This window comes from Planktothrix pseudagardhii (assembly GCF_904830925.1).
Lineage (GTDB): Bacteria > Cyanobacteriota > Cyanobacteriia > Cyanobacteriales > Microcoleaceae > Planktothrix > Planktothrix tepida.
On the sequence record NZ_LR882967.1, the window covers coordinates 4240812 to 4265094 of the forward strand.

The following is a 24283-nucleotide window of genomic DNA, read 5'->3' on the forward strand; positions in this document are numbered from 1 at the left end:
AATTAAGCTATAAACGGCTTTGTTCGATGGGGGCTGAGGGATTAAGATTGGTATCAATGGTTTTAGGTTGACTTGCCACCCGAATTAATCCTATTAATAATACCAAAATCACTCCCATCAACGGCCAGAATGAATCTTCGGAGGATTTCTGTTTAGAGCTAGCGGATTTTTCTCCAATCTCTCGAATATCATATTCATTCCCGCCACAACTTTGACAAAACATCACGTTTTTGTTGTAGGGATGGGGTAGAAAGTCACAGGGAAGTTTTTGAAGACCTTCATGATTTTTATAGGGGCAATTCACTTTATGAGTCATATCAACCTCCCTCTTTGTGGGATGATTAAAGAGTATTCCTTTTAAATGAAATACACCCTGCTAAAAAGGTTTATCTTTATAATATAACGGTTATTTTCCGCAAAAGTCTCTATGAAAAGGGGGAAATTAAGCTTCTATCCATAGGCTGATAACCTCAGATATTTTTCTATCTTATTATAGAGTTAAGTTTAGAGTTTAGCTGCTTTTAAAGCCCGTTAAAAAAAATTAGTTTTTATTAAAAATAGAATATGGGGGAATTTCAATCGAACGTAAAAATGCAGCACTTTCTTCAGGTAAAGCCGTATTAATATACATTCCACTGCCGAGTTCAAATCCGGCGGATAAAGAAACTCTGGGAATTAAAGCAATATACCAATGGGAATAATCGGTACGTTGTTCAGCAGTCGGGATTGAACGAATGGTATAGTTATAATCAGGATTATTTAACCCATAGTAAAGTTTGGCTAGGACAGTTTTTAAAGTTTTAGCTAAATCTAAAATTTCCACTTCGGTAATTTCATCAAAGGAAGACGTATGGCGACGGGGAAAAATCCAAGTATGAAACGGTGAAAGAGCGGCATAAGGAATAAACGCCACAAAATGTTCACTGGTAAAAATAATTCGTTCTTGTGCTTGTAATTCCTCTGCTAAAGTTCGGCAAAAAATACATTCTCCCGTATCATCATAATAGCGAATTGCTTCCCGTGCACGATCTCTCCATTGATAGGGAACAATGGGAATGGCGGCAATTTGAGAGTGCGGATGTTCTAAGGAAGTTCCCGCACCTCGACCATGATTTTTAAAGATAATAATAGTTTCCACACGAGAATCTAGGCGAATATCAGCATAGCGTTTGCGATAAACTCGAATAATATTGGCTAAATCGTTAATTTCCATTAATGCCATTGTTAAATCATGGCGAGGATGTTCAATCACAACTTCATGAAATCCAAACCCTGATAAAGCTCTAAAAATACCGTCAGTTTCTCGGACTCTTTCACCTTCAGGAGATAAAGCGGGATATTTATTAGAAACAACGCGGACTCGCCATTCTAAATCATTCGATAACCTTAACATTTCTCGACCTCCTGTTAACGGTTCATTCCCAGCACAAAAGGGACAGTTAGAACGATAGTGAGGAATAGGGGTGAGAGACATTTCAGGCTTAGAAAATTCATCGGGTCGTTTAGCCCGTTCAGTGGCAATAATCACCCAATCTCTTGTAATTAAATTTTGTCTGAGTTCAGTCATATTATCAAAAATGAATTGAAAAGGCTGAATATAAAAGGAGGAACAGAGAGAATGATTTAATTAGGTAGAGTTAGTCCTCGTTTTGTCCCTAGATAAACAGCAAAACTCCCTAACCAATGACTTCCCCCATAGGAATTTCCTGATAAAGGATTTAAACCGACTTGGCGATGAAGATTTGCCACAGCTTTTAAAGCAGGAATTCGGTTATCTTCTGGAAATAAGCCTGAGATAATCCCGTCTAACATCCATGCCCGACTTAAGTTTAACCCATCAAAATGGGATTGTCCGTAATCTTCAGTATTTTCCAGAGTAATCGGATAAAGCCAGTCCGTTTTCAAGTCAAGGGGAAGTTCGGGTAAAAAAAGAGTTAACCATTCGCTAAATTCGACAGCCGGAAGCACCCGTCGCATTAAGTCTGCTTCTGCTAAACACGGAGAAAGAAAATCATAACCCAAGGGTTCGCAATGCAAGGAATAATTGTGATCTTGGCTATAGAATTTTTGAACTTTATATTCAACTTCATCTAAGAGGTTTTCCTGATCCGTAATCGTTGCCCAATCTAACATTAATCCTAATGCAAAGGCAGTTTGATTGTGTAATCCGGTGCGATTAGGATGGGTTAAAGTATTTAACCAATTTCGCAGATTATTCACGACAACGGTTTCTAATGGTGCTAAATCTTCCAATAAACATTTAGCTTGGTTGTCGTTCCATTCGGTTAATTCTGCTATTAATTGTAAAAACCAAACTAACCCATAGGGACATTCAAATCGAGGTTGAGACTTTAAAAACTCTGCTTCAATTCTAATATTTTCAGGTGTGAGATTTTGAGTTAAAATTTCTCTAGCGGGGGTAACAAAATCTGCTTCTGGAAAATATCGAATTAATCGGGTTAACATCCAATGATTATGAACCGCAGAATGCCAATCTAAACAGCCATAAAAAGCCGGATTGAGTTTTCGAGGAGGAATCAAATCAGCATCACTTTCTAACCAGTAACACTGAACATGAGGATATTCTTGAAGGGTACATTTCAAGCCGAATTCAGCAAAGCGATTAGCAACTTCTAAAGAAAAGGTTTCAGGGTTTAAATTCACGGGTTTGAAAATGGGATTTTAACTCATAAATATGATATAAATATCAGTTATATTGGGCAGTTGACTAAATTGCAATAATAATTAATAAATATTAAACTTAACTCTATATCCGTATATTTACCGACACTTTCAGTCATTGCTCTTAATCTGACTTAAAATTGGCAATCCTTCTTAACCTTAACCCACAACTGAAGATGAAAGTTAAGGTTAAACAGACACAAAATTTAGGGAAACTTTGTGATCTTATTCATATTTGAGGCTGCCATCAATATTGGCAATATGTTCATTCAAGTTAATTGATGTTTCCACATCTGAACTCATTTTTTTGGATAAATTGAAACACATCCCTTGAAGTACCCCCTGATCAGATACAGTCAAGTCGTAACAATTAATTAATGCTTGCCGTCCTAAGTTTTCTTGTTTCCAAGATAGAATTCCTTCGCGATTATTTTCAAGATATGGATTTAATTCCAGCGTTGTTTGCTGATAAGAACCGTTCATTTTCTCGCAGTTTGCTGAGAGAATTGCTTTTCCTAAACTTGCCATATCTGTACCACTCGAAACAGTAATATCTGTACAGGTATTACTAAATTCACCAATTGCCCATGCCTGACCACCCCATACATTGAAGCCTAGAACAACGGCTAAGATAAAGGTAATGATTACTTTTACCCACAAAGATAAAATTTTCATACTTTCCCTCTGAAAAATTAACATCTTCTCTAAGTTTACAAGACGATCAGTGATCGCTGCCATAAATTTCTCTCAATCACCTGAAGTACCCAGGAGAAACTAATTGTCAGGGTGCTAGCACCATTTGGTCAAAGATTTTGTAGCGAGAACGCAGCACAAATTCGTTATTTAGGGGTTGCTGACGGGTTTGGAGTTTGAGTTTGTGTTTGACTTTGTTGAGGAACTTTAGGCGTTTCTGGGGGAAGTTTCCAATCTTCCAGGGAACGGTTCATTGCCGATAAAATCTCATCAGAAATGACTAAAACTGTGATATCTTTTGGTGTAGGTTGAGGTGAGTTAATTTGAGCATATAAAGACTTTCCTTGAAAATCTTTTTTTCCTAATCGTAATTGATAAGTTGTATTGTTCTTGAGTTTGATATCTATTTTATCGGTTACGGTATCTAACCCATAATCCTTGATTTTATCGGGTGAAACGGTTAACTTTTGAATTCCCGAATGAGGGTCAGAGGGGATGCTTTGATTTTTTAATAATTCCATCAAAAGATAATTTACTGAAGCAGGGTTTGCTAAAAATTGTGTTGGGGTTGTAATTTTCCAAGGGGATTTTTTTAACTCATCGGCATTCGTAACTCGTTCCACAGTAATGATTTGTTGAGGAGTTGTCACCGTAAAAGATTGAATTTCATCCTTACCAAAGGAAAATATTTTTTGTTGTTTGGCTTGGATTTCTTCCTGCTGTGTTTTTCCTCGAATTTCAAACACATAAACAAACCCTGCTAAACCTAGGGCTAAAGTCATTAAAATTAAAGTTGAACGTTGAAATTTCATAACCAATTCAGCATTAAACTACTTTTCAACCAGAAACGGGGTTTCTACACCTAGATTTACCGTCTTTTCCACCACAAAAACACAGCCATTCCAAATCCAAATAGGGGTAAAATGACTAACCCTAACCAACTGAGAGTTTGTCCTAAAGTTGGAGTTATAGCAAGGCGACGACTGGTGGGTAATTTGGGGCGAATGGATAACGTTTCTTGGTCAGACTTGCTTAACCAACTCACTGAATTTAGAAACACGTCTCCATTGAGTTGTTGACCAAACCATCCATTGGTTGCAAATTGTGAATTTCCAAACACCACTAACCGCGCTTCAGGTTTTTCCGGGGTGGGCTGGGATGTCGGTGTTGGACTTGGTGATGGTTTATTAGTCGCATCCTCAGCTTTTTTTGGGGTACGACTTAACGCTACCCCTAGAGATAGGGGGCCTTGTCGGTCAACTCCTGGGTTAAGCTGAAGTTGGGGACTCTTCAGGTCACTTTCAGCCCAAGTTTGATCATTTGTCCAAATTAACGGACTTTCCGTAATTCCATCAATGGTGCGAGTTTCAACGGGACTAGCGTAGGGATAAATGGAAATGCCATTGCCAAAATCTTGCGTAATCGGATGTTGACCATATTCTCGCACAATCGGAACCGTAGGCCCTAACCCTACTAAACGCCCACTTCCTGACCCATCAATAGCAAGGCGAGTATCAACTTTAACGCCCCATTTTTCTAATAAATCATCTAAACCATGATTGGTTTGTGGGTCTAACATTAATAAAATAGAGCCACCTTGGTCTAAATAAGCTTCTAATGCTTTGACTTCTCCTTCAAATAATTTCCGTTGAGGACTAGCAACAATAATCACATCCGCATCCGTTGGAACTGCTGTTTTTTCGGCTAAATTTATCGGTTCTGCTATAAAATTCTTTTCTTTTAAACTATTTAAAGCCTCTGATAATCCGCCTTGTCCTTCGGTTAAAGGCCGTTCCCCATGACCTTGCAGAAAATAAACTTTTGGGGCGCGGTTACTGACTAATTGTTCAAGATTATTCGTTAGTTTTATTTCTGTTAACGGTTCTAACGCTTCTTTTCTGACTCGTTGACGTTTTTCTCCCGATTGTAAATAAATTTCTCCAAATTCTTGTACTCCAAATTGTTGAGCCAGCCCCGGTTTAGCTTGGGGGTCTACAAATTCATATTGAAAATTTTTGCCGCCAATGCGTTCATAACTGACTAATAATTCTTGGGTTTGAGGATTTTCTCCTCGGTCAAAAACCCAAACTTTCACAGGTTTTTTAAAGCTTTTTACTAAAGTTTGGGTTTGTGGAGATAACGTAAATTGTTGATTTTCCGTTAAATCAATTCGCCAGTTATTTCTAATGGCAATGAAATTAATGAGTCCTAAAATAACCAAGACAGAAATTGTAGAAGCTAAAGCATTTGTTCCGGCTTGGGTAGAGCGACGACTCCAATAAGGTGTTTGAGATTTATCCTGGGGTTTAAAATAAGCTTGGAACAAAAACCATAAGCCTAAAAATACCACTCCCGTAATGATTAAAATTAAGGAAATCGGTTCCCAGCTTCCCATAACTACACCCGCCGATATCCCCATCACCATTAGACACGGCCCCAGCCAAAATAGAAAGGGAATGAGTTTACTATTGATTTTGAATTGTTTTTTTTTCATAATTTAATCAAGAGTTAGGATAAAAAACTTTGATAGATTTAGATTCAAAAGGTAGCTGATTATTAACTTCGTTGGAAGCGTAACGCATCAATAGATTGGGCTGTTAGAAATATTCCGACAATAATATAACTAGCTAATAGAATAATGCTACTACTATCAACAATTCCTCGAATAAAGTTGGTGTAGCTGGAAATTAGAGATAAATATTTTAACCCTTCTCCCAAAATTCCCCCTACACTGCTTCCAATTAAGTCTATAACCCATAAAAATAAAATTAGGGCAAAGGTAAATACAGCCGATAAAATTGTGCTATCCGTTAAAGAAGAAATAAACATTCCCAAGGATAAAACCCCCGCCGCAAATAAAATTAACCCTAGATGAGCCAAGAGAAATACCTGCGGCGCAAGAGGCGGGTTAGAAGCACTTAACGCTAACGCTTCTAATCCCATCAATGGTAAAATCATCGTGAAATAAAAGGTCAGTACCCCCAATAATTTTCCGGTTGCTACTACCCAATTTGTTAGGGGAGAAGTGGCTAATAGTTCTAAGGTTCCCCGTTTGCGTTCTTCCGCATATAATCCCATTGATAACATCGGTAATACGAATAAAGATAACGTTCCAATTAATCGCAAATAGACTTGTAAAAATTCATAAGGTAAATCAATTGGTGGGTCAGTCATTCCCATTTGATCTCGATAAGCAACCTGTTGAATTAACCCATCTGGCCCCAATAAAATCGCAATAAAAAAGTAACCCGTAATCAGCCAAAAAACTCCTGCAATGGCATAGGCTAAGGGAGAGGCAAAATACCCCTGTAACTCTTTCCGATAAATTGCCAGAATATTGTTCAGAATCACTAACATAATTATTATTTATCCGAGTCAGATGTTAAATTTTCGGGTTGAAAGTCAGTATCTTCTCGTCTTTCAGATTCCTGATTTTCCGGTTCTGAAGCCAGGTCTTCCTCTGTTTCTGTATCCGTTATCATATCTGAGTTTGTGTCTGTTATAAACTCAGTTTTTTGAGGCGGATTTTGGGTCGTTAACTCTAAAAATACATCTTCTAAAGTGGCGCGAGTTCGTCGCAGTTCATACACTTTTAAATCTAAGGCAAATAAAGCTGCAAGAATTTCAGGCGCAGGTTCTTGATCCAGTTCACAACTTAGCCTTAACTGTTCTCGATTGCTTCCCTCTGAAATTTTGAGTTGCTCAACAACTTTCACCCCGGAGATCTGGTTTAAGGTAACTAATTTTTCAGACGTGATTTCCCCCTCAACTTCTACTTCATATCCTGATCCCCCAGTTAACTGTTCCATCAGGGTTTCTGGTGTTCCCGTTGCCACAATTTGACCTCGATTAATAATGGCAACTTGGCTACAAGTCATACTTACTTCCGGTAAAATATGAGTTGATAAAACAATCGTATGGCTTCCCGCTAAACTTTTAATTAAATTACGGACTTCAATAATTTGCCGGGGATCTAGCCCTACCGTTGGTTCATCTAATACAATCACAGGCGGATCATGAACAATAGCTTGAGCAATTCCGACCCGTTGTCGATAACCTTTTGATAATTTCCGAATTAAAGATTTTCGTCGTTCTAATAATCCACATTTTGCCATCGCCGTTTCTACATTGGTTTTGCGATCACCAGCGACAACTCGTTTAATCTGTGCGACAAAATGCAAATATCCTTCAACCGTCATATCAGGATATAACGGCGGATTTTCTGGTAAATATCCAATTCGTTGTCGCACATCCATTGATTGTTCGTGGACATCAAACCCAGCAATTCTGGCCGTTCCACTTGTTGCGGGAAGATAGGCTGATAAAATTCGCAGGGTGGTTGTTTTACCCGCCCCATTAGGCCCTAAAAATCCCAAAATTGCCCCAGGTTCCACCGCAAAGGAAACATCCCGCAGCGCCACAGTAGAACCATAGGTTTTACACAACTTCTCAACTTCAATCATGCTGACCGATAGAGCAACGTTTCTTACTTTAGCTTGAAATGGGCATCCTCAGACACAGACATAAATCCTTCAGGACTAACGCACCCATTAAAACCTATCTCTAAAAGATTCAACGGCTCTATCCTCAAGTTATATCTATATATATAAGAACTTTTAACAGATCAGTATGAACTGTAATTCAAGCTGTATCAGTGTTTGAGGTATATATAATTTAAATTTATGCAAAATACTCTACTTTATAAATATTACAAATGCAAAAAATCCCCCAAAGGGGTTGACACAGCCAAGAAAGGCTGTTAGATTAATAAGAGTGTCGAAAAACAAAGACGGCACGCCGAACCTGGACAACTTAAGAGTTTGAAAGCCAAGTTAGCACATTCTGTATATCTCGTCTTTAAGAATTTCTTCTTAATCGGGGAGTTTAACACAAACTTTCTGAAAAAGCAAAAAATTCTAAAACTTTGAGAAACAAGTTTTAGAGCCAAAAAAACAGATTCTTCAAAATGGAGAGTTTGATCCTGGCTCAGGATGAACGCTGGCGGTCTGCTTAACACATGCAAGTCGAACGGGAATCTTAGGATTCTAGTGGCGGACGGGTGAGTAACACGTAAGAACCTGCCTGTTGGACGGGGACAACAGTTGGAAACGACTGCTAATCCCGGATGAGCCGAGAGGTAAAAGATTAATCGCCAACAGAGGGGCTTGCGTCTGATTAGCTAGTTGGTGTGGTAAGAGCGCACCAAGGCGACGATCAGTAGCTGGTCTGAGAGGATGATCAGCCACACTGGGACTGAGACACGGCCCAGACTCCTACGGGAGGCAGCAGTGGGGAATTTTCCGCAATGGGCGAAAGCCTGACGGAGCAAGACCGCGTGGGGGAGGAAGGTTCTTGGATTGTCAACCCCTTTTCTCAGGGAAGAAGAAAGTGACGGTACCTGAGGAAGAAGCATCGGCTAACTCCGTGCCAGCAGCCGCGGTAATACGGAGGATGCAAGCGTTATCCGGAATGATTGGGCGTAAAGAGTCCGTAGGTGGCCCTTCAAGTCTGCTGTTAAAGAGCGAGGCTTAACTTCGTAAAAGCAGTGGAAACTGGAGAGCTAGAGTGTAGTAGGGGCAGAGGGAATTCCTGGTGTAGCGGTGAAATGCGTAGAGATCAGGAAGAACACCGGTGGCGAAAGCGCTCTGCTGGGCTACAACTGACACTGAGGGACGAAAGCTAGGGGAGCGAATGGGATTAGATACCCCAGTAGTCCTAGCGGTAAACGATGGAAACTAGGTGTGGCCTGTATCGACCCGGGCCGTGCCGGAGCAAACGCGTTAAGTTTCCCGCCTGGGGAGTACGCACGCAAGTGTGAAACTCAAAGGAATTGACGGGGGCCCGCACAAGCGGTGGAGTATGTGGTTTAATTCGATGCAACGCGAAGAACCTTACCAGGACTTGACATCTCTGGAATCTCTCTGAAAGGGGGGAGTGCCTTAGGGAACCAGAAGACAGGTGCTGCATGGCTGTCGTCAGCTCGTGTCGTGAGATGTTGGGTTAAGTCCCGCAACGAGCGCAACCCTCGTCGTTAGTTGCCATCATTAAGTTGGGAACTCTAGCGAGACTGCCGGTGACAAACCGGAGGAAGGTGAGGATGACGTCAAGTCAGCATGGCCCTTACGTCCTGGGCGACACACGTACTACAATGCTAAGGACAGAGAGCAGCCAACCCGCGAGGGAGAGCGAATCTCAGAAACCTTGGCACAGTTCAGATTGCAGGCTGCAACTCGCCTGCATGAAGGAGGAATCGCTAGTAATCGCAGGTCAGCATACTGCGGTGAATCCGTTCCCGGGCCTTGTACACACCGCCCGTCACACCATGGAAGTTCGCCACGCCCGAAGTCATTACTCTAACCCGCAAGGGGGGAGGGTGCCGAAGGCAGGGCTGATGACTGGGGTGAAGTCGTAACAAGGTAGCCGTACCGGAAGGTGTGGCTGGATCACCTCCTTTTTAGGGAGACCTACTTCTGGAGAAGTGCCAAATCCCAACAAAAAAAGCACTCACAGAAGTCATCCCAGGTCGGTCGAGAAGAATGAGTCAAACAAAAGCTTTCAAACTCCCAAGTCCGGTTCAAAAAGCAGGATAATTCAGCACCTTAGCTGTTAGAAAACAGCAAGACTGCTGGAGAGGATTCCAGCCAGAACCTTGAAAATTGCAGAGAAAGAAAAAACTGGTAGTAGTTCGTAGTTAGAACTCAAGCTCAGGGAAAGGAAACAGACCCAAAAGCAAAAGAACTAACCACAAACAAAAAAAGAGAATTGGTCAAGATAGAAAGGGCTGACGGTGGAAACCTTGGCACACAGAGGCGAAGAAGGACGTGGCGACCGACGAAAAGCTCCGGGGAGCGGGAAGCAAGCAATGAGCCGGAGGTATCCGAATAGGGCAACCTAGAAACACTACATTGAATCCATAGATGTAGATGAGCGAACCGGGCGAACTGAAACATCTTAGTAGCCCGAGGAAAAGAAAGCAAAAGCGATTTCCCCAGTAGTGGTGAGCGAAAGGGAAACAGCCTAAACCAACTGGGTATCCAGTTGGGGTAGTGGGACAGCAAGACTGGACTTAGAGAATTAGACGAAGCAGATGAAACCTGCACCAGAGAAGGTGAAAGTCCTGTAGTCGAAAGTTTGAAGAGCCAAGCTGAATCCCGAGTAGCACGGAGCCCGTGAAAGTCCGTGTGAATCCGCCTCGACCACGAGGTAAGGCTAAATACTCCTGTGTGACCGATAGAGAAACAGTACCGCGAGGGAAAGGTGAAAAGAACCCCGGGAGGGGAGTGAAATAGAACCTGAAACCGTCAGCTTACAAGCAGTGGGAGTCCGATTAAACGGATGACCGCGTGCCTGTTGAAGCATGAGCCGGCGAGTTAAAGGCGATGGCAGGTTAAGACCGAAGAGGTCGAAGCCCAAGCGAAAGCGAGTCTGAACAGGGCGAAGTCGTCATCGTTTTTAGACCCGAACCCGGGTGATCTAACCATGTCCAGGATGAAGCTTGGGTAAAACCAAGTGAAGGTCCGAACCGACCGATGTTGAAAAATCGGCGGATGAGGTGTGGTTAGGGGTGAAATGCCAATCGAACCCGGAGCTAGCTGGTTCTCCCCGAAATGTGTTGAGGCACAGCGGTTGCAGAAAAATCTGGGGGGTAAAGCACTGATTCGGTGCGGGCTGCGAGAGCGGTACCAAATCGAGTCAAACTCTGAATACCCAGAGGAAAGCAACCAGTCAGACGGTGGGGGATAAGCTCCATCGTCAAGAGGGAAACAGCCCAGACCACCAGCTAAGGTCCCGAAATCATCACTAAGTGAGAAAGGAGGTGGGAATGCTCAGACAACCAGGAGGTTTGCCTAGAAGCAGCCAACCTTAAAAGAGTGCGTAATAGCTCACTGGTCAAGCGTTGCTGCGCCGAAAATGAAAGGGGCTAAGTGATGTACCGAAGCTGTGGAATATGATTGTATTGTATTGGTAGGGGAGCGTTCTGGCGTAGGGAGAAGCATTAGCGAAAGCAGATGTGGACGAACCAGAAGTGAGAATGTCGGCTTGAGTAGCGAAAATGTAGGTGAGAATCCTACACCCCGAAATCCTAAGGGTTCCTCCGCACGGCTCGTCCACGGAGGGTAAGTCAGGGCCTAAGGCGAGGCTGAAGAGCGTAGTCGATGGACAACGGGTGAAGATTCCCGTACCATTGGTAGATTGGTCAGGGGGACGGAGAAGGTGTGTGCTAGCCGGACGATGGTTACCGGTGCAACCGTTCAAGGTGTTGAGGTCTGGAGAAAACAGACTGAGCTAAGGCGGGAGTCCGACCCTCTAAGGAGGGGAAGTAGAGAGCATCAAGCTTCCTAGAAAAGCCCTAAAACCGTTAATTTATCAATGCCTGTACCCGAAACTGACACAGGTAGGAAGGTTGAGAAAACCCAGGGGCGCGAGATAACTCTCTCTAAGGAACTCGGCAAAATGGCTCCGTAACTTCGGGAGAAGGAGTGCTTATGAAAGTAAGTCGCAGTGAAGAGGCCCAGGCGACTGTTTACCAAAAACACAGGTCTCCGCCAACTCGAAAGAGGAAGTATGGGGGCTGACGCCTGCCCAGTGCCGGAAGGTTAAGGAAGTCGGTCAGGGGAAACCTAAAGCTGATGACCGAAGCCCCGGTGAACGGCGGCCGTAACTATAACGGTCCTAAGGTAGCGAAATTCCTTGTCGGGTAAGTTCCGACCCGCACGAAAGGCGTAACGATCTGGGCGCTGTCTCGGAGAGAGACTCGGCGAAATAGAATTGTCTGTGAAGATACGGACTACCTGCACCTGGACAGAAAGACCCTATGAAGCTTTACTGTAGCCTGGAATTGGGTTCGGGCTTCTCTTGCGCAGTATAGGTGGGAGGCGTTGAAGTCATCCTTGTGGGGATGATGGAGCCATCGGTGAGATACCACTCTAGAGAGGCTAGAATTCTAACTGGTTCCCGTGAATCCGGGAACAAGACAGTTTCAGGGGGGCAGTTTGACTGGGGCGGTCGCCTCCTAAAATGTAACGGAGGCGCGCAAAGGTTCCCTCAGAATGGTTGGAAATCATTCGCAGAGTGTAAAGGCATAAGGGAGCTTGACTGTGAGACTTACAAGTCGAACAGAGTGGAAACACGGCCTTAGTGATCCGACGGTACTGTGTGGAAAGGCCGTCGCTCAACGGATAAAAGTTACTCTAGGGATAACAGGCTGATCTCCCCCAAGAGTTCACATCGACGGGGAGGTTTGGCACCTCGATGTCGGCTCATCGCAACCTGGGGCGGAAGTACGTCCCAAGGGTTGGGCTGTTCGCCCATTAAAGCGGTACGTGAGCTGGGTTCAGAACGTCGTGAGACAGTTCGGTCCATATCCGGTGCAGGCGTAAGAGTATTGAGAGGAGTCCTCCCTAGTACGAGAGGACCGGGAGGAACGCACCTCTGGTGTACCTGTTATCGTGCCAACGGTAGACGCAGGGTAGCCATGTGCGGAGTGGATAACCGCTGAAAGCATCTAAGTGGGAAGCCCACCTCAAGATGATTACTCTCATTGGCTTAACCAAGTAAGGTCACGGGCAGAACACCCGTTTATAGGTGTTAGGTCGAAGTCCAGCGATGGATGCAGCCGAGACACACTAACAGACCGAGGGCTTGACCTCATCTCTCCAGTTTTCTCTGCAATCTTCAGTGCTCCTGATTCTGAATTAGAAAGTACCTACATTTAGTTTTTTCTGAATGGAAATTTAAAATAAAAAAGTATTTCTATACTATTATTCTTACCATCTCCAAGTTTGTTATCATGACGGAGGTGGTTAATTTTTTTCTTTATCTCAATAAATAAATAAAACCGATCTTCTCTTTCTTAAGAGAGATTACAAATCAATGGATATAAAGTAACTCTACAAAGATCTGTAGGTTATCTTAATACAGGAAAATATTCTTTTACATAAAATTGAGATTGCTGCTAATAGAATTTACGAGATATTACAACCCGCAAGCAAGCAGAAGAAGAACTACACCAAACACAACTTCAAAATTTGCAATTGATTGAGGCAGATCGTCTGAAAACTCAGTTTATCTCAACTATTTCTCCTCACGGGGTGACAACCCCGTCAAAAACCTGAGCTAGAGGGAAGGGAGCCAAATTGCGGTAAAAAAAGATGGGGTAGTATTCGTGAAAAGCCCCATCAAGTCAAAATGATTCCTCAATTTTACCAAATCTATCTGCAACAACAACTCAAAGAGACTGAATATCTAACTCTCAAACAGAAGAGTGTATTTGTTGCAATGTCATAAAACAGTCAGCATTGAAGCACTAGCCACTTTAATGCCGTATCCGATTAAATTTGAAAGTCGCCGACGCAACATCCAAAGATTCCTAAACTTAGAAAGTTTAAAAATCGAAACTTTATGGTTCCCTCTGATAGAAATAATTTTAAAAGAAAAGTTTAAACCTGAGCATCCTTTAAAATTAGCCATAGACCGGACTCAGTGGCGGGACAGGAATCTAAGTAGGGCTTGCTGAAAAAAGGCGAAAAGCCAGAACAGAGGGGAGGAGAAGACAAGAAAAAATGAATCAGGTGCAAGGGAGGGGTGTAAAATAGCCCAAAAACCTTGCAGGAGTCGGGGAAAATGTACCGTAAAGACGAACAACCAAGGACACCAGCAGAAGATTTCAAACTGCCGTTTGAGGGAAAGCTGTCGGAAGAGAATCGCTGGGTCATCATGGCAAAAGTGATACCCTGGGAAGAATTTGAAGCAGAATATGAAGAATTATTCTCATCTGTGATGGGAGCACCAGCCAAAAGATTTAGAATGGCATTGGGAGCCTTAATCATTAAAGAAAAATTAGGGATAAGTGACAGATCCAACGGACTTAAAAATTTTAAATCAAGCCAGAGAACAAACGGAAAAAATCATTGATAGTTTGTATAAAAGCCGTCAGGATAAATCAGAGAAGAAACCTAGAACTTATAGAAAGAAAGCCAGAAAAGACTACCTAGAAATAGCCAAACAACGCCGACCTTCCCGACAAAAAAGACGAAAGGCAGTTAAAAAACAACTGCAATATATTAAAAGCACAAATAGAGGCTTTTAAAGAATATACGGGGTATTATCCTGAGTCAGTCCATGTAGATAAAATTTACCGAACTAGAGACAACCGAGCTTGGTGTAAAGAAAGAGGAATTAGAATCAGTGGCCCTCCGTTAGGGAGACCCCCAGTAAATCTGAGTGAAGCTACTAAGAAGCAGGCGTTAGACGATGAAAAGATTCGGAATTCAATTGAGGGCAAATTTGGGCAAGGGAAAAGAAGATTTAGCCTGAATCGGATTATGAATAAACTAGCTCATACTTCCGAAACGGCAATTGCTATTACTTTTTTAGTCATGAATCTCTCTGCCATTCTTAGGCAGATTTTGGTGTCAATTTTTTTAGTCAATTACTTTTTTCGAGTCATTGATTATCATAACTTATCGGTTAACTTCTTTCCTCAAAAAAAAACTGATTTACCCTTCTAACTTCATTCGCTAGTTCATCATTCGTTTCCTTTTCTGTTACTTTTTCAGCAAGCCCCAAGTAGCTCAGTCATATTTGATATCTAATATTGATGTCAATAATCCTATGGGGATAATTCGTTATAAGGAAGATTTTTACCTGCCAAGCTAAGAGGCTTTATTGACATAATCTATCGGCGGTCGGCTCTATCAATTTGTTATGCAGCGATCGCTACTGAGTTTACAAGGGCAAGTACAGGACGATGCCTTTCCACTCATCTTGTTCACTACAATCAATCAGTAGTAGCAATTCATCGATTACCTGCCTAACCGGCATCCGATCATTGATCACAAATAGCCCCGACATTTGGTGTCCCTGAGATAACCGCTCATAAGCAAAGTCTGGCATTGTTGCACGATCATGAGTTAAGAGAATGCGCCCATTGCTTGTGGCCCAATCTAGAATTTCTGGATCATCCACTTTTCGCAACCCAACATCCTGAACACGCAATAAGTCAAGATCTGGTTGACGAAGAAACAATCCTCGCACGATATCGCCATTAAAATTTTCATCACTCAGCAACCTCAACATAACAAAGCTTAGGGAGTTTGTTGTGCTAAAAGTCTGGATCGAATCAAGCTCAGATCAGGCTGAATTTCAGAAAATCGTTGATGAACGGATTCTGCTAACTGTTCGCGCTCGTTCAGATAGGATTCTATTTCTTGCTGATGCCGAAGATAATAACCAATTGTGATGTAAACGTCAGACAGAGAAAGTGTTGAGTATCTTTGCACAATGGTTTCTGGAGAAGCACCATCCTGGAATCCTCGGATTACCAGTTCCAGGAGAACCCTTGAGTTACCAACCCGAATTGCTCCTGTTGCATCTTTTCTAAGTGGTGGGGACTCGCACTCCAAGACAAGACTCACAATTTTATCTCCATTAGGGACTACTAGAGCAGGCTTTAAGTCAAAAGTATCAGTCCTAATTATACCTACTAATCCTGTGTCGTTACGATATACGGAAAACTTTTGCATCAAACTCCCGAAATTGTATGTCCTAACCACTAAAGCGGTTGCTATAATTCTGGATTGATATCGATAATCCTATGGGGATAATTTGTTGTTGCGCTTGAACAGATGTTAAAGAGCCCTGAAGGGCTCACTACGATTCAATCACCTTACCTCTAAACACAACATAGTTATAGATATTGTAAAACAACATAATCGGAATTAGGAAACCAATAAAAGTGATCATGAACACTAACGCGCTAGGGGAAGCTGCGGCTTGATAAATGGTGATCGAAGGAGGAATAATATAGGGAAAAACGATTAATCCTAAGCCGATAAACGTGATCAAAAAGATTAAAATAGTCCAAATAAAAGGTGTTGTTTCCTCCCGTTGCTTCAGACTTTTTAATAGCAACCTAACAAAAAGAAGACCTAAAATCGGAATCACCGCAAACACATAAATCTCTGGCTCATGAAACAACTTAATTCTGATATTTTCAGAAACAAAAGGCGTGGTAATTGTGATTAAAATTGCACCGACTAATGTTGTTAAAGCAGCCAGTTTAGCGGTGCGATAATGGATGATTTGCAACTCTCCCTCAGTCTTCATAATTAAATAGGTAGAGCCAATTAAAACATAACCTTGAATTAAAGTTAATGCCACCAATAGCGATCGCCAATCTAACCAATCCCACATTCCCCCAGTAAAATGTCCAAGCTCATCTACCGCAATCCCTTGTAAAACTCCTCCTAATGCAAATCCCTGAGAAAGTGCAGCCAAAAAACTCCCCGCCCCAAAAGCAAAATTCCAGAGTAATTTGTTGTCTGCGTGTTCTCGAAACTCAAAAGCCACCGCCCGAAAAATCAATCCAAAAATCATCCCAAAAATGGGAATATAAAGAGCATTGAGGATAGTAGCATAAGCTAAAGGAAACGCCCCAAATAAAGCACCCCCCATTAACACTAACCAAGTTTCATTGGCATCCCAAACATTGCCCAAACTGGTCATCAAAATACTGCGACGTTGTTCATCAGAACTGGTGAGAGATAAAATTCCTACCCCCAAATCAAACCCATCTAACATTACATATAAAAGTAGAAACAAAGCTAGAATTACAAACCAAACCTGATCCAAAAAATGCGTTAAACTCTCCATAATTCTCCTATTGTTGAGTTTCTAAAGGACGACTATCAGGGATATGGGTCGCTGGAGTTGTCTCTAATGCCTGTTTTTCTTCCCCAGGAATTGAGAGTTGTAAATTCGGCCCTTGGCGAATAATTTTGCTCCCAAAATAGAGGGCTGAAATCAATAAAATTGTGTAAATTGTTGTAAATACTAATAACGAGCTTAAAACCTCTCCTGGCGGTAAATGAGACGCTGCATCAACGGTGCGAACTTGTCCATAAACTGTCCAAGGTTGTCGTCCCACACAACGCACAATCCAACCCGATTCAACTGCAATATATCCTAAAGGTGCAGCTAACAACCAACTGCGTAATAACCAACGTTGTTGAGAAATTTCTGAAGCTGATAATTTTCCTCGCCACCATTGAAATACACTGACTAGCATTAAACCTGCTAAAAAGAAACCAATTCCACTCATAATCCGAAAGGCATAATAAATCAATCCCACCATCCGAGGACGGTCTTCAGGTTTCCAAGCTTTTAATCCTAAAACGGGTTCAGAGAGTTGTTTTTTAAACTCTAATACATATCCTAAACCGTTGGGGATTGACAATTCCCAATCATTTTTTTGGGCTTTTTCATTCGGGAAGGCTAACAGCGTCCAATCAGCAGTTTCTCCGGCGGGAGTCGTTTCCCATTTTGCCTCAATTGCCGCTAATTTAGTCGGTTGATAATGATAGACTTGTTCAGCACTTAAATGCCCAATATAAATTTGTAGGGGAGTGACTGCAATCGTCGCCGCTAAGACAATTTTGAAAGACTTAGCAAAAAAAGCAGGATGACGTTGATTCAGAATATACCAAGCACTAATTCCACCAATTACAAATAGGGAGGTTTCTAGGGTGGCGAAAAACATATGGAGAAAACTTTTCGCCATAAATGGATTTAGAATGGCTTGAAAGTAGTCATTAACGATAAATTTACCGTTAACTAATTCTGTACCCGATGGCGTTTGTAACCAGGAATTAGCGGTTAAAATCCAGAAGGTAGAAAGATTCGCCCCAAATGCGACCATGATAGTTGCTAGGTAATGAATCCGGGGATTAACTCGCTCCCAGCCAAATAGCATAATTCCTAAAAATCCGGCTTCTAGCATGAACGCCATCGAGCCTTCAAAGCCTAAAATACTACCAAAAAAATCTCCGACGGCTTCTGAAAAGGGCGCCCAGTTTGTGCCAAATTGAAATTCCATCGGTAAACCGGATGCTACGCCAATTCCAAAGTTAAGCACATAGAGTTTTGACCAAAATCGAGCATGATAATAATAGTCTCGATTGCGAGTTTTTAGCCATAAGCCTTCAACAATGACTAAATAAATTGCCATTCCAGTTGTTAGCACTGGCCATAGCATATGGAAAATTGCAGTCAAGGCAAATTGAATCCGTGACAAAACCACAGTATCGGACAAAAATTCCATGTTTATCTCGATCAGTTCATCGATGAGTAATTTAACTTGATTCGAGTTTTTAAACTTAGTTTCACTGGAATTTCTTAATGTTTTATTATTTGACGTTTTGTCAAATAATTTTGATAAAGATATAATTTAACTTTAACACATTTAGCCCCGATTTTGCTATGCTCAGGCAAACAATAGAGCCCTTCAGGGCTCACTAAAGTAGAAGTTGTTGCGCTTTAGCGCATCTTAAAGAGGCGTTCACGCCTCCCCAATTAGGGTATTGCTACATGAATAGACTTTCCGGGGATTTTATGATAAACTAAAGTTAATCTTGATCAGGATGACAGCATCCACAATGGCTAAAGATATTTTCCATCAACAGGTTAGAAATGCCTTGATCAAAGATGGATGGAATATTACTCATGACCCTTTAACGATTCGTATTAGTGAAGCTGTTAAATTACAAATTGATTTAGCGGCAGAAAGTGCCATCGGCGCAGAACGAGATTCTGAAAAAATTGCTGTAGAAATTAAAAGCTTTATTGGAGATTCTGATATTAGTGCCTTTCATACGGCCTTGGGGCAATATCTTAACTATTGTCAGGCTCTTGAAGAACAAGAACCTGAGCGGATTGTTTATTTAGCAATTCCTTCTGAAACTTATGAAGATTTTTTTCAACTTGCTTTCATCCAACGTGCTTTGAGACGTTATCAAGTCAGGTTGATAATTTACAATCCCAAATTGGAGGAAATTAAGCAATGGATAAAGTAGAATATTATCGCCAATATATTAAACAAATTTTGACCGAACACGCTCAGATTGCAATGACTACGGATACGGTAAAGGCAGAATTAATATTTGATAGTGAACATGACCATTATCAACTCGCCTATGTCGGTTGGCAAGGAGATAAGCGAGTATTTGGCCCTGTAATGCACTTTGATATTCAAGAGGGCAAAATTTGGATTCAATATAACGGGACAGAAGACTCCGTTGCCGAGAGATTAGTTGAAATGGGTGTACCGACTTCCGATATTATTCTGGGTTTTCATTCCCCTTTCAAACGCCAATTTACTCGTTATGCAATCGGTTAAATTTAGATTCAAGAAGAAGATTTTTACCCGCCAAGTTAAGATGCTTTATTGATTTTCTCAAGGATGAACTTGCAACTCCATTGAGTTAGTGTAGTTTAGGATGGGAGATAAAGGTAAAGTTGTGTGGCGACAGATAACCTTGAACTCTCACCGATAAGCTCTGTTCCGTCCGCACTAAGGTATGGTTGGGTTGTGCTGCTACATAGGGCTTGCTGAAAAAGTAACAGAAAAGGAAACGAATGATGAACTAGCGAATGAAGTTAGAAGGGTAAATCAGTTTTTTTTTGAGGAAAGAAGTTAACCGATAAGTTATGATAATCAATGACTCGAAAAAAGTAATTGACTAAAAAAATTGACACCAAAATCTGCCTAAGAATGGCAGAGAGATTCATGACTAAAAAAGTAATAGCAATTGCCGTTTCGGAAGTATGAGCTAGTTTATTCATAATCCGATTCAGGCTAAATCTTCTTTTCCCTTGCCCAAATTTGCCCTGTTTGTTATTATCAAACATCCATTGCTGTTGACGGTAAACTTCTGATATTACTAATAAACTCTTATATTGCTTGTTATTTAAGCTATCCAGCGTTGCTCTATTGGCGATAAGTTGGTCTATATGTCCTAAGTTTCGTTTAATATATTGCAGTTGTTTTTTAACTGCCTTTCGTCTTTTTTGTCGGGAAGGTCGGCGTTGTTTGGCTATTTCTAGGTAGTCTTTTCTGGCTTTCTTTCTATAAGTTCTAGGTTTCTTCTCTGATTTATCCTGACGGCTTTTATACAAACTATCAATGATTTTTTCCGTTTGTTCTCTGGCTTGATTTAAAATTTTTAAGTCCGTCGGATCTGTCACTTATCCCTAATTTTTCTTTAATGATTAAGGCTCCCAATGCCATTCTAAATCTTTTGGCTGGTGCTCCCATCACAGATGAGAATAATTCTTCATATTCTGCTTCAAATTCTTCCCAATTCTGTCAAATGGATCACGGTGTAATGGGGGCAGTTTAGCCAATTGAACCACGCTACTTTCATCAAGAGCAAGACTGGCAATTTGATGCAGATCGCGCTGTTTAGGTAAATATGTTTCGGGTGGCTCCGGCAAAGGTAGCTTGCCCAACTGGTGCTTGACAATTGCTTCCCAGATTGAAACTGCACTCAGATAGACCTCATTAGACATCTCCAAAATAGAAAAAAGGAGGGGTAAAAAGATGATAAAATTAAATTTTACCCCGGATTAGAGATGAGTAAATTAAGAGACTATCTGGACAAGAATCCCCAGCAAGCAAAAAGGCTATTAGGGATGGAATATGAACAGATGATAGAACTCATTCAAGCTGCGGAGTTATTAGAAGAAGAAAAACGACAGGAAAAAGAAAAAACTAAAATCAGGTTGATTAAAGCAGGTGGGGGTCGTCGGCAGAAATTATCTGTGGAGGAACAAATCTTACTGACTCTAATTTATCTGCATCAAATGCCGACATTTCAAATGTTAGGGTTACAGTTTGAAGTCAGTGAATCAACAGCGAATGATATTTTCCATAACTGGATAAAAATCTTGAGAGAATTACTACCAGCGAGTTTGCTAGAGCAAGTAAAAAAAAACGAGAGTGATTGGGAGTGGGTAGAAAAAATTCTGGTGGAATTTGAGTTAGTAGTAGATAGCTATGAACAGCCCAGGGAAAGACCAACAGACAATGAAGAGCAGAAAAAATATTACTCAGGAAAGAAAAAGACACATACCTTTAAAAATCAAGTCATTGTCATGCCAAATGGAAAAGAAATAGTGGATGTAGCTGTGGGTTATACCGGAGCAACAAGTGATCTGAAATTGTGGAGAGAAAGAAGCCAGGAATTGGGGAATAATCAAAAATACAGAGGGGATAAAGCTTATGTAGGAGAAACAGCAATTAATACACCGTATAAGAAACCGAGGAATCAAGAGATGTCGGCGGAAAAGCGAGAAGAAAATCGGTTAAAAGCCCAACAAAGGATTGTAGTTGAACATTTAATAAGACTGATAAAAATTTATCGAGTTGCTTCAGAAAGATTTCAGTTAAAGAGGCAAAATTATGAAGCAGTAATCTTGACAGTATGTGGATTAATAAGATGGCGAATAGGAGCGATTGTATTACCATCTAAGAATTGCCCAGAATTCTTTTGAGAAATAATTGTATATCAGAGATAAAATTCATTAGTTATTATTAATGTGACTGAAAAAGCCTATGAATCCGTTACTTTTGGAGAAGCCGGCACAGGAGTGCTAGAGATTCCAAAAGTAGCGATAGAGGGCATTTGGAGATTTTCGGAGATGTCTAATATACATAATTCTTAAAGATAGCTTTTCGATAATTTGCTTTCCAATACTAACAGATAATCTCCAAGCAGCGATCGCATCCTGCTGATCGGGTGGAAGTTTTTCAATTTGAGCAATCGCTTGTCGAAGTAGTTCAGTCATAGCTTAACAACGGTAAACACTCACTACTATGCGTTTTTATTGTAACCGTTGTTGCGCTTGAGTGCATCCTAAAGAACCCTGAACGCCTCACAACTTAGGGTATAGGAACTGTTCTTAATAACTGTTCAATAATTGTTTTTGACCGTCTTCCTCCGGCTGGAATTAAACGATGGGATAAAACATGAGGTGCGAGATATTTCACATCATCGGGTGTGCCATAATCTCTTCCTAATAAAAAGGCTAAGGCTTGTGTGGCTCGATGTAAAGCAATTGCGCCACGAGGACTTACTCCTAATGTAATTTCTTCTGATTCTCTTGTAGCTCTCACTAAATTGAGAATATATTGTTGTAACGAAGTTTCCATTTTAACTTGATGACACCAGTGTTGCAGTTCTAAGACTTCATCCTGAGAAATACAAGGTTCTAATTCCTCAACGCTTATCCCATCGGATAATCGTTGTAACATTTGCAATTCTTCGGCTTCGCTGGGATATCCTAACGTTAAGGATAATAAAAATCGATCCATTTGGGCTTCCGGTAAAGGAAATGTCCCTTGATATTCAATGGGGTTTTGAGTCGCTATCACAAAAAACGGTTTAGGAACAAACCGAGATACCCCATCAACGGTGACTTGTCGTTCTTCCATGACTTCTAATAACGCGGACTGAGTTCGAGGGGTTGCTCGGTTAATTTCATCCGTTAATAAAATATTGGTAAAAATTGGCCCAGGGAGAAATTCAAACTCTCCCGTGCGGGGGTTCCAAATATTGGTTCCGGTGATATCTGTCGGTAATAAATCCGGTGTACATTGAATCCGTTGAAATTGTCCCGCAATGGAACGCGCGAGGGATTTTGCGAGTAAGGTTTTTCCCACACCCGGTACATCTTCTAATAACGCATGACCTCCCGCTAATAAGGCAACTAACGTTAGCCGAATAGCATCTTCTTTTCCTACAATCGTCCGGCTTAAATTGTGTTTTAGACGTTCAATTCGTTCTTTCATATTAACAGTTATCAGTTATCAGTTATCAGTTATCAGTTATCAGTTATCAGTGTAAGAGTTAGCCGTTAGTTAGTCACGAGTCAGACGTTCATAATTTCCCCTCTTCCCCTTGTCCCCTCTTCCCTCTTCTCTTTTCCCCTTTCCCCTTGTCCCCTTATCCCCTTGTCCCTACTTCCCCTGCTTATTTCTGTGACTCCACTGCTAACACCTCTGTTGCGTGTAAACAGTCAGCTTGAATTTGAGTTGTGAGACTCTCTAAAGAGGGGAATTTCTGTTCCGGTCGCAAGAATTCTTCTAGGCTAACCTTTAAGGTTTTCCCATATAAATCTCCTGACCAATTTAATAAATGAACCTCGACAGTGATGGTTTGACCTGCGACCGTTGGACGACAGCCAATATTCATCACCCCCGGATGATTTACTAATCCCAAATTAGCATTATTTTCGGTTTCTGAGACTTTCACCGCATAAACTCCAGACCGAGGGAAAAACTTTTCTGGGGGGAGGTGTAAATTAGCAGTCGGAAATCCGATGGTTCGTCCTAACTGTTGACCCTGAACCACTGAACCGACTAAATGATAGGATCTTCCTAATAATTGATTGGCGCGACGAATTGCACCCTTTTCTAAAGACGTGCGAATTTCTGAACTGCTAATTCGTTCCCCATTTTCACATAAATATAAAGGAACTGTTTTAACTTTAATTCCGTGATGTCCGGCAATTTTTTCTAAATCCTTCACTGTTCCCGTTCGCTTTTTTCCAAAGCGGAAATCAAATCCTACACTAATACAACGAGGTTGCAATTTTTGAATTAAAATTCTTTCAACAAATTCCCTCGGACTTAAGGTTGCCATTTGTTCATCAAACGGTAACAACACCCATTGTTCTACCCCCATTGTTTTTAACCATTCAGCTTTTTCATCTAAGGGGGTGAGTAACTTTTTGGGTTGACCTGTAAAAAATTCTTGAGGATGGGGATGAAACGTTACCACTGTACTATAACAGGGTTGAGATTCTCCTAAATTGTTATCCAACAGCCCTCTATCCCACGTCAACAGGGTGACGGGGTTCGTTAAAAGCATCTCTGTCCGTTGTCGGGAATCTAAAGGTGAGTGTCGCTTTAAAATCGGCTGAATCACCTGTTGATGACCACGATGTAAGCCATCAAAGTTCCCCAAAGCAATGGCAGTGGGCGTTAATACGGTATCAAGCGATGATGTTATCCACACGCTTCACATTTTACTCTACTTTGGAAATTACCCTATTTTTAAAACCCTACCAA

Annotated in this window: 19 protein-coding genes, 2 rRNA genes and 2 pseudogenes; 6 read left to right on the plus strand and 17 right to left on the minus strand. The window is 41.3% G+C overall.

The genetic code is table 11. The annotated features are described in order from the left end of the window. Window positions 1-7 precede the first annotated feature (7 nt). The 8 genes from NMK36_RS18030 to NMK36_RS18065 form a co-directional block, all read right to left on the minus strand. Window positions 8-316, minus strand: a complete 309-nt coding sequence (locus tag NMK36_RS18030; RefSeq protein ID WP_072719636.1) for a hypothetical protein — start codon at window positions 314-316, stop codon at window positions 8-10. 225 nt (window positions 317-541) lie between these two features. After that, the gene (gene galT, locus NMK36_RS18035) at window positions 542-1579 is read right to left on the minus strand and encodes a galactose-1-phosphate uridylyltransferase (RefSeq protein WP_281250337.1); all 1038 of its coding nucleotides are present in this window, start codon (window positions 1577-1579) and stop codon (window positions 542-544) included. A gap of 44 nt (window positions 1580-1623) precedes the next feature. Next, window positions 1624-2664, minus strand: coding sequence for a DUF2891 domain-containing protein (locus NMK36_RS18040; protein ID WP_072719638.1), 1041 nt, complete (start codon window positions 2662-2664; stop codon window positions 1624-1626). 243 nt (window positions 2665-2907) lie between these two features. After that, a complete protein-coding gene (locus NMK36_RS18045) occupies window positions 2908-3420 on the minus strand; it encodes a CVNH domain-containing protein (RefSeq protein WP_254174333.1) in 513 nt (170 codons plus the stop codon). A 101-nt stretch (window positions 3421-3521) separates the two neighbouring features. Then, a complete protein-coding gene (locus tag NMK36_RS18050; protein ID WP_254174334.1) occupies window positions 3522-4187 on the minus strand; it encodes a DUF4340 domain-containing protein in 666 nt (221 codons plus the stop codon). Window positions 4188-4243: 56 nt separating this feature from the next. After that, window positions 4244-5869, minus strand: coding sequence for a GldG family protein (locus NMK36_RS18055; RefSeq protein ID WP_072719640.1), 1626 nt, complete (start codon window positions 5867-5869; stop codon window positions 4244-4246). A gap of 62 nt (window positions 5870-5931) precedes the next feature. After that, a complete protein-coding gene (locus NMK36_RS18060) occupies window positions 5932-6732 on the minus strand; it encodes an ABC transporter permease (protein WP_072719641.1) in 801 nt (266 codons plus the stop codon). 5 nt (window positions 6733-6737) lie between these two features. Further along, a complete protein-coding gene (locus NMK36_RS18065; protein ID WP_072719642.1) occupies window positions 6738-7838 on the minus strand; it encodes an ABC transporter ATP-binding protein in 1101 nt (366 codons plus the stop codon). 500 nt (window positions 7839-8338) lie between these two features. On the opposite strand from NMK36_RS18065, the gene NMK36_RS18070 reads away from it, so the two are divergent. The 3 genes and pseudogenes from NMK36_RS18070 (at window position 8339) to NMK36_RS18080 (ending at window position 14885) form a co-directional block, all read left to right on the plus strand. Beyond that, window positions 8339-9829 (plus strand): 16S ribosomal RNA (locus NMK36_RS18070). A 310-nt stretch (window positions 9830-10139) separates the two neighbouring features. After that, a 23S ribosomal RNA gene (locus NMK36_RS18075) occupies window positions 10140-13025 on the plus strand. Together the 16S and 23S rRNA genes form the textbook arrangement of a ribosomal RNA operon. 973 nt (window positions 13026-13998) lie before the next feature. Further along, a pseudogene (locus NMK36_RS18080) lies at window positions 13999-14885 on the plus strand (transposase). Between the two features lie 217 nt (window positions 14886-15102). Here the strand turns inward: NMK36_RS18080 and NMK36_RS18085 are convergent. The 4 genes from NMK36_RS18085 to NMK36_RS18100 form a co-directional block, all read right to left on the minus strand. Further along, on the minus strand, window positions 15103-15453 hold the full coding sequence (locus NMK36_RS18085; protein ID WP_254174335.1) for a DUF5615 family PIN-like protein: 351 nt from the start codon (window positions 15451-15453) through the stop codon (window positions 15103-15105). A gap of 8 nt (window positions 15454-15461) precedes the next feature. Then, window positions 15462-15791 (minus strand): DUF433 domain-containing protein, encoded by a 330-nt coding sequence (locus NMK36_RS18090; RefSeq protein WP_072720065.1) that lies wholly within the window; start codon window positions 15789-15791, stop codon window positions 15462-15464. 235 nt (window positions 15792-16026) lie between these two features. After that, window positions 16027-17028 (minus strand): cytochrome d ubiquinol oxidase subunit II, encoded by a 1002-nt coding sequence (gene cydB / locus NMK36_RS18095; protein ID WP_254174336.1) that lies wholly within the window; start codon window positions 17026-17028, stop codon window positions 16027-16029. A gap of 7 nt (window positions 17029-17035) precedes the next feature. Then, window positions 17036-18475, minus strand: coding sequence for a cytochrome ubiquinol oxidase subunit I (locus tag NMK36_RS18100; protein WP_254174337.1), 1440 nt, complete (start codon window positions 18473-18475; stop codon window positions 17036-17038). Between the two features lie 334 nt (window positions 18476-18809). On the opposite strand from NMK36_RS18100, the gene NMK36_RS18105 reads away from it, so the two are divergent. Both NMK36_RS18105 and NMK36_RS18110 read left to right on the plus strand, forming a co-directional pair. After that, window positions 18810-19226 (plus strand): XisH family protein, encoded by a 417-nt coding sequence (locus tag NMK36_RS18105; RefSeq protein ID WP_190523355.1) that lies wholly within the window; start codon window positions 18810-18812, stop codon window positions 19224-19226. Further along, the gene (locus NMK36_RS18110) at window positions 19214-19549 is read left to right on the plus strand and encodes a XisI protein (protein WP_190523279.1); all 336 of its coding nucleotides are present in this window, start codon (window positions 19214-19216) and stop codon (window positions 19547-19549) included. Before NMK36_RS18105 ends, NMK36_RS18110 begins: the two co-directional genes overlap by 13 nt. Window positions 19550-19809: 260 nt before the next feature. Here the strand turns inward: NMK36_RS18110 and NMK36_RS18115 are convergent. Next, window positions 19810-20512 (minus strand): annotated as a pseudogene (locus NMK36_RS18115) (transposase); the annotation flags it as partial. Then, the gene (locus NMK36_RS29140; RefSeq protein ID WP_438822826.1) at window positions 20467-20721 is read right to left on the minus strand and encodes a type II toxin-antitoxin system VapC family toxin; all 255 of its coding nucleotides are present in this window, start codon (window positions 20719-20721) and stop codon (window positions 20467-20469) included. The gene NMK36_RS29140 and the pseudogene NMK36_RS18115, both read right to left, overlap by 46 nt. A gap of 63 nt (window positions 20722-20784) precedes the next feature. Here NMK36_RS29140 and NMK36_RS18120 point away from each other — a divergent pair, with 63 nt between their 5' ends. Beyond that, the gene (locus NMK36_RS18120) at window positions 20785-21705 is read left to right on the plus strand and encodes a transposase (protein ID WP_254174338.1); all 921 of its coding nucleotides are present in this window, start codon (window positions 20785-20787) and stop codon (window positions 21703-21705) included. A gap of 99 nt (window positions 21706-21804) precedes the next feature. On the opposite strand, the gene NMK36_RS18125 is transcribed toward NMK36_RS18120, so the two are convergent. The 3 genes from NMK36_RS18125 to NMK36_RS18135 all read right to left on the minus strand — a co-directional run bounded on the left by NMK36_RS18125 (window position 21805) and on the right by NMK36_RS18135 (window position 24230). After that, complete coding sequence (locus NMK36_RS18125) at window positions 21805-21999, minus strand: hypothetical protein (protein ID WP_254174339.1); 195 nt, start codon at window positions 21997-21999, stop codon at window positions 21805-21807. A 94-nt stretch (window positions 22000-22093) separates the two neighbouring features. Further along, complete coding sequence (locus NMK36_RS18130; protein ID WP_072719643.1) at window positions 22094-23002, minus strand: AAA family ATPase; 909 nt, start codon at window positions 23000-23002, stop codon at window positions 22094-22096. 181 nt (window positions 23003-23183) lie between these two features. Beyond that, window positions 23184-24230, minus strand: a complete 1047-nt coding sequence (locus NMK36_RS18135) for a bifunctional riboflavin kinase/FAD synthetase (protein WP_072719644.1) — start codon at window positions 24228-24230, stop codon at window positions 23184-23186. Between the last annotated feature and the right edge of the window lie 53 nt (window positions 24231-24283).

Bases quoted from the DNA above. Each gene is read 5' to 3' on its own strand.
- NMK36_RS18030 (WP_072719636.1), bottom strand. From the start codon at position 316: ATGACTCATAAAGTGAATTGCCCCTATAAAAATCATGAAGGTCTTCAA.
- NMK36_RS18045 (WP_254174333.1), bottom strand. From the start codon at position 3,420: ATGGCAGCGATCACTGATCGTCTTGTAAACTTAGAGAAGATGTTAATT.
- NMK36_RS18050 (WP_254174334.1), bottom strand. From the start codon at position 4,187: ATGAAATTTCAACGTTCAACTTTAATTTTAATGACTTTAGCCCTAGGT.
- NMK36_RS18055 (WP_072719640.1), bottom strand. From the start codon at position 5,869: ATGAAAAAAAAACAATTCAAAATCAATAGTAAACTCATTCCCTTTCTA.
- NMK36_RS18060 (WP_072719641.1), bottom strand. From the start codon at position 6,732: ATGTTAGTGATTCTGAACAATATTCTGGCAATTTATCGGAAAGAGTTA.
- NMK36_RS18065 (WP_072719642.1), bottom strand. From the start codon at position 7,838: ATGATTGAAGTTGAGAAGTTGTGTAAAACCTATGGTTCTACTGTGGCG.
- NMK36_RS18085 (WP_254174335.1), bottom strand. From the start codon at position 15,453: ATGTTGAGGTTGCTGAGTGATGAAAATTTTAATGGCGATATCGTGCGA.
- cydB (WP_254174336.1), bottom strand. From the start codon at position 17,028: ATGGAGAGTTTAACGCATTTTTTGGATCAGGTTTGGTTTGTAATTCTA.
- NMK36_RS18100 (WP_254174337.1), bottom strand. From the start codon at position 18,475: ATGGAATTTTTGTCCGATACTGTGGTTTTGTCACGGATTCAATTTGCC.
- NMK36_RS18105 (WP_190523355.1), top strand. From the start codon at position 18,810: ATGGCTAAAGATATTTTCCATCAACAGGTTAGAAATGCCTTGATCAAA.
- NMK36_RS18110 (WP_190523279.1), top strand. From the start codon at position 19,214: ATGGATAAAGTAGAATATTATCGCCAATATATTAAACAAATTTTGACC.
- NMK36_RS29140 (WP_438822826.1), bottom strand. From the start codon at position 20,721: ATGTCTAATGAGGTCTATCTGAGTGCAGTTTCAATCTGGGAAGCAATT.
- NMK36_RS18120 (WP_254174338.1), top strand. From the start codon at position 20,785: ATGAGTAAATTAAGAGACTATCTGGACAAGAATCCCCAGCAAGCAAAA.
- NMK36_RS18125 (WP_254174339.1), bottom strand. From the start codon at position 21,999: ATGACTGAACTACTTCGACAAGCGATTGCTCAAATTGAAAAACTTCCA.
- NMK36_RS18130 (WP_072719643.1), bottom strand. From the start codon at position 23,002: ATGAAAGAACGAATTGAACGTCTAAAACACAATTTAAGCCGGACGATT.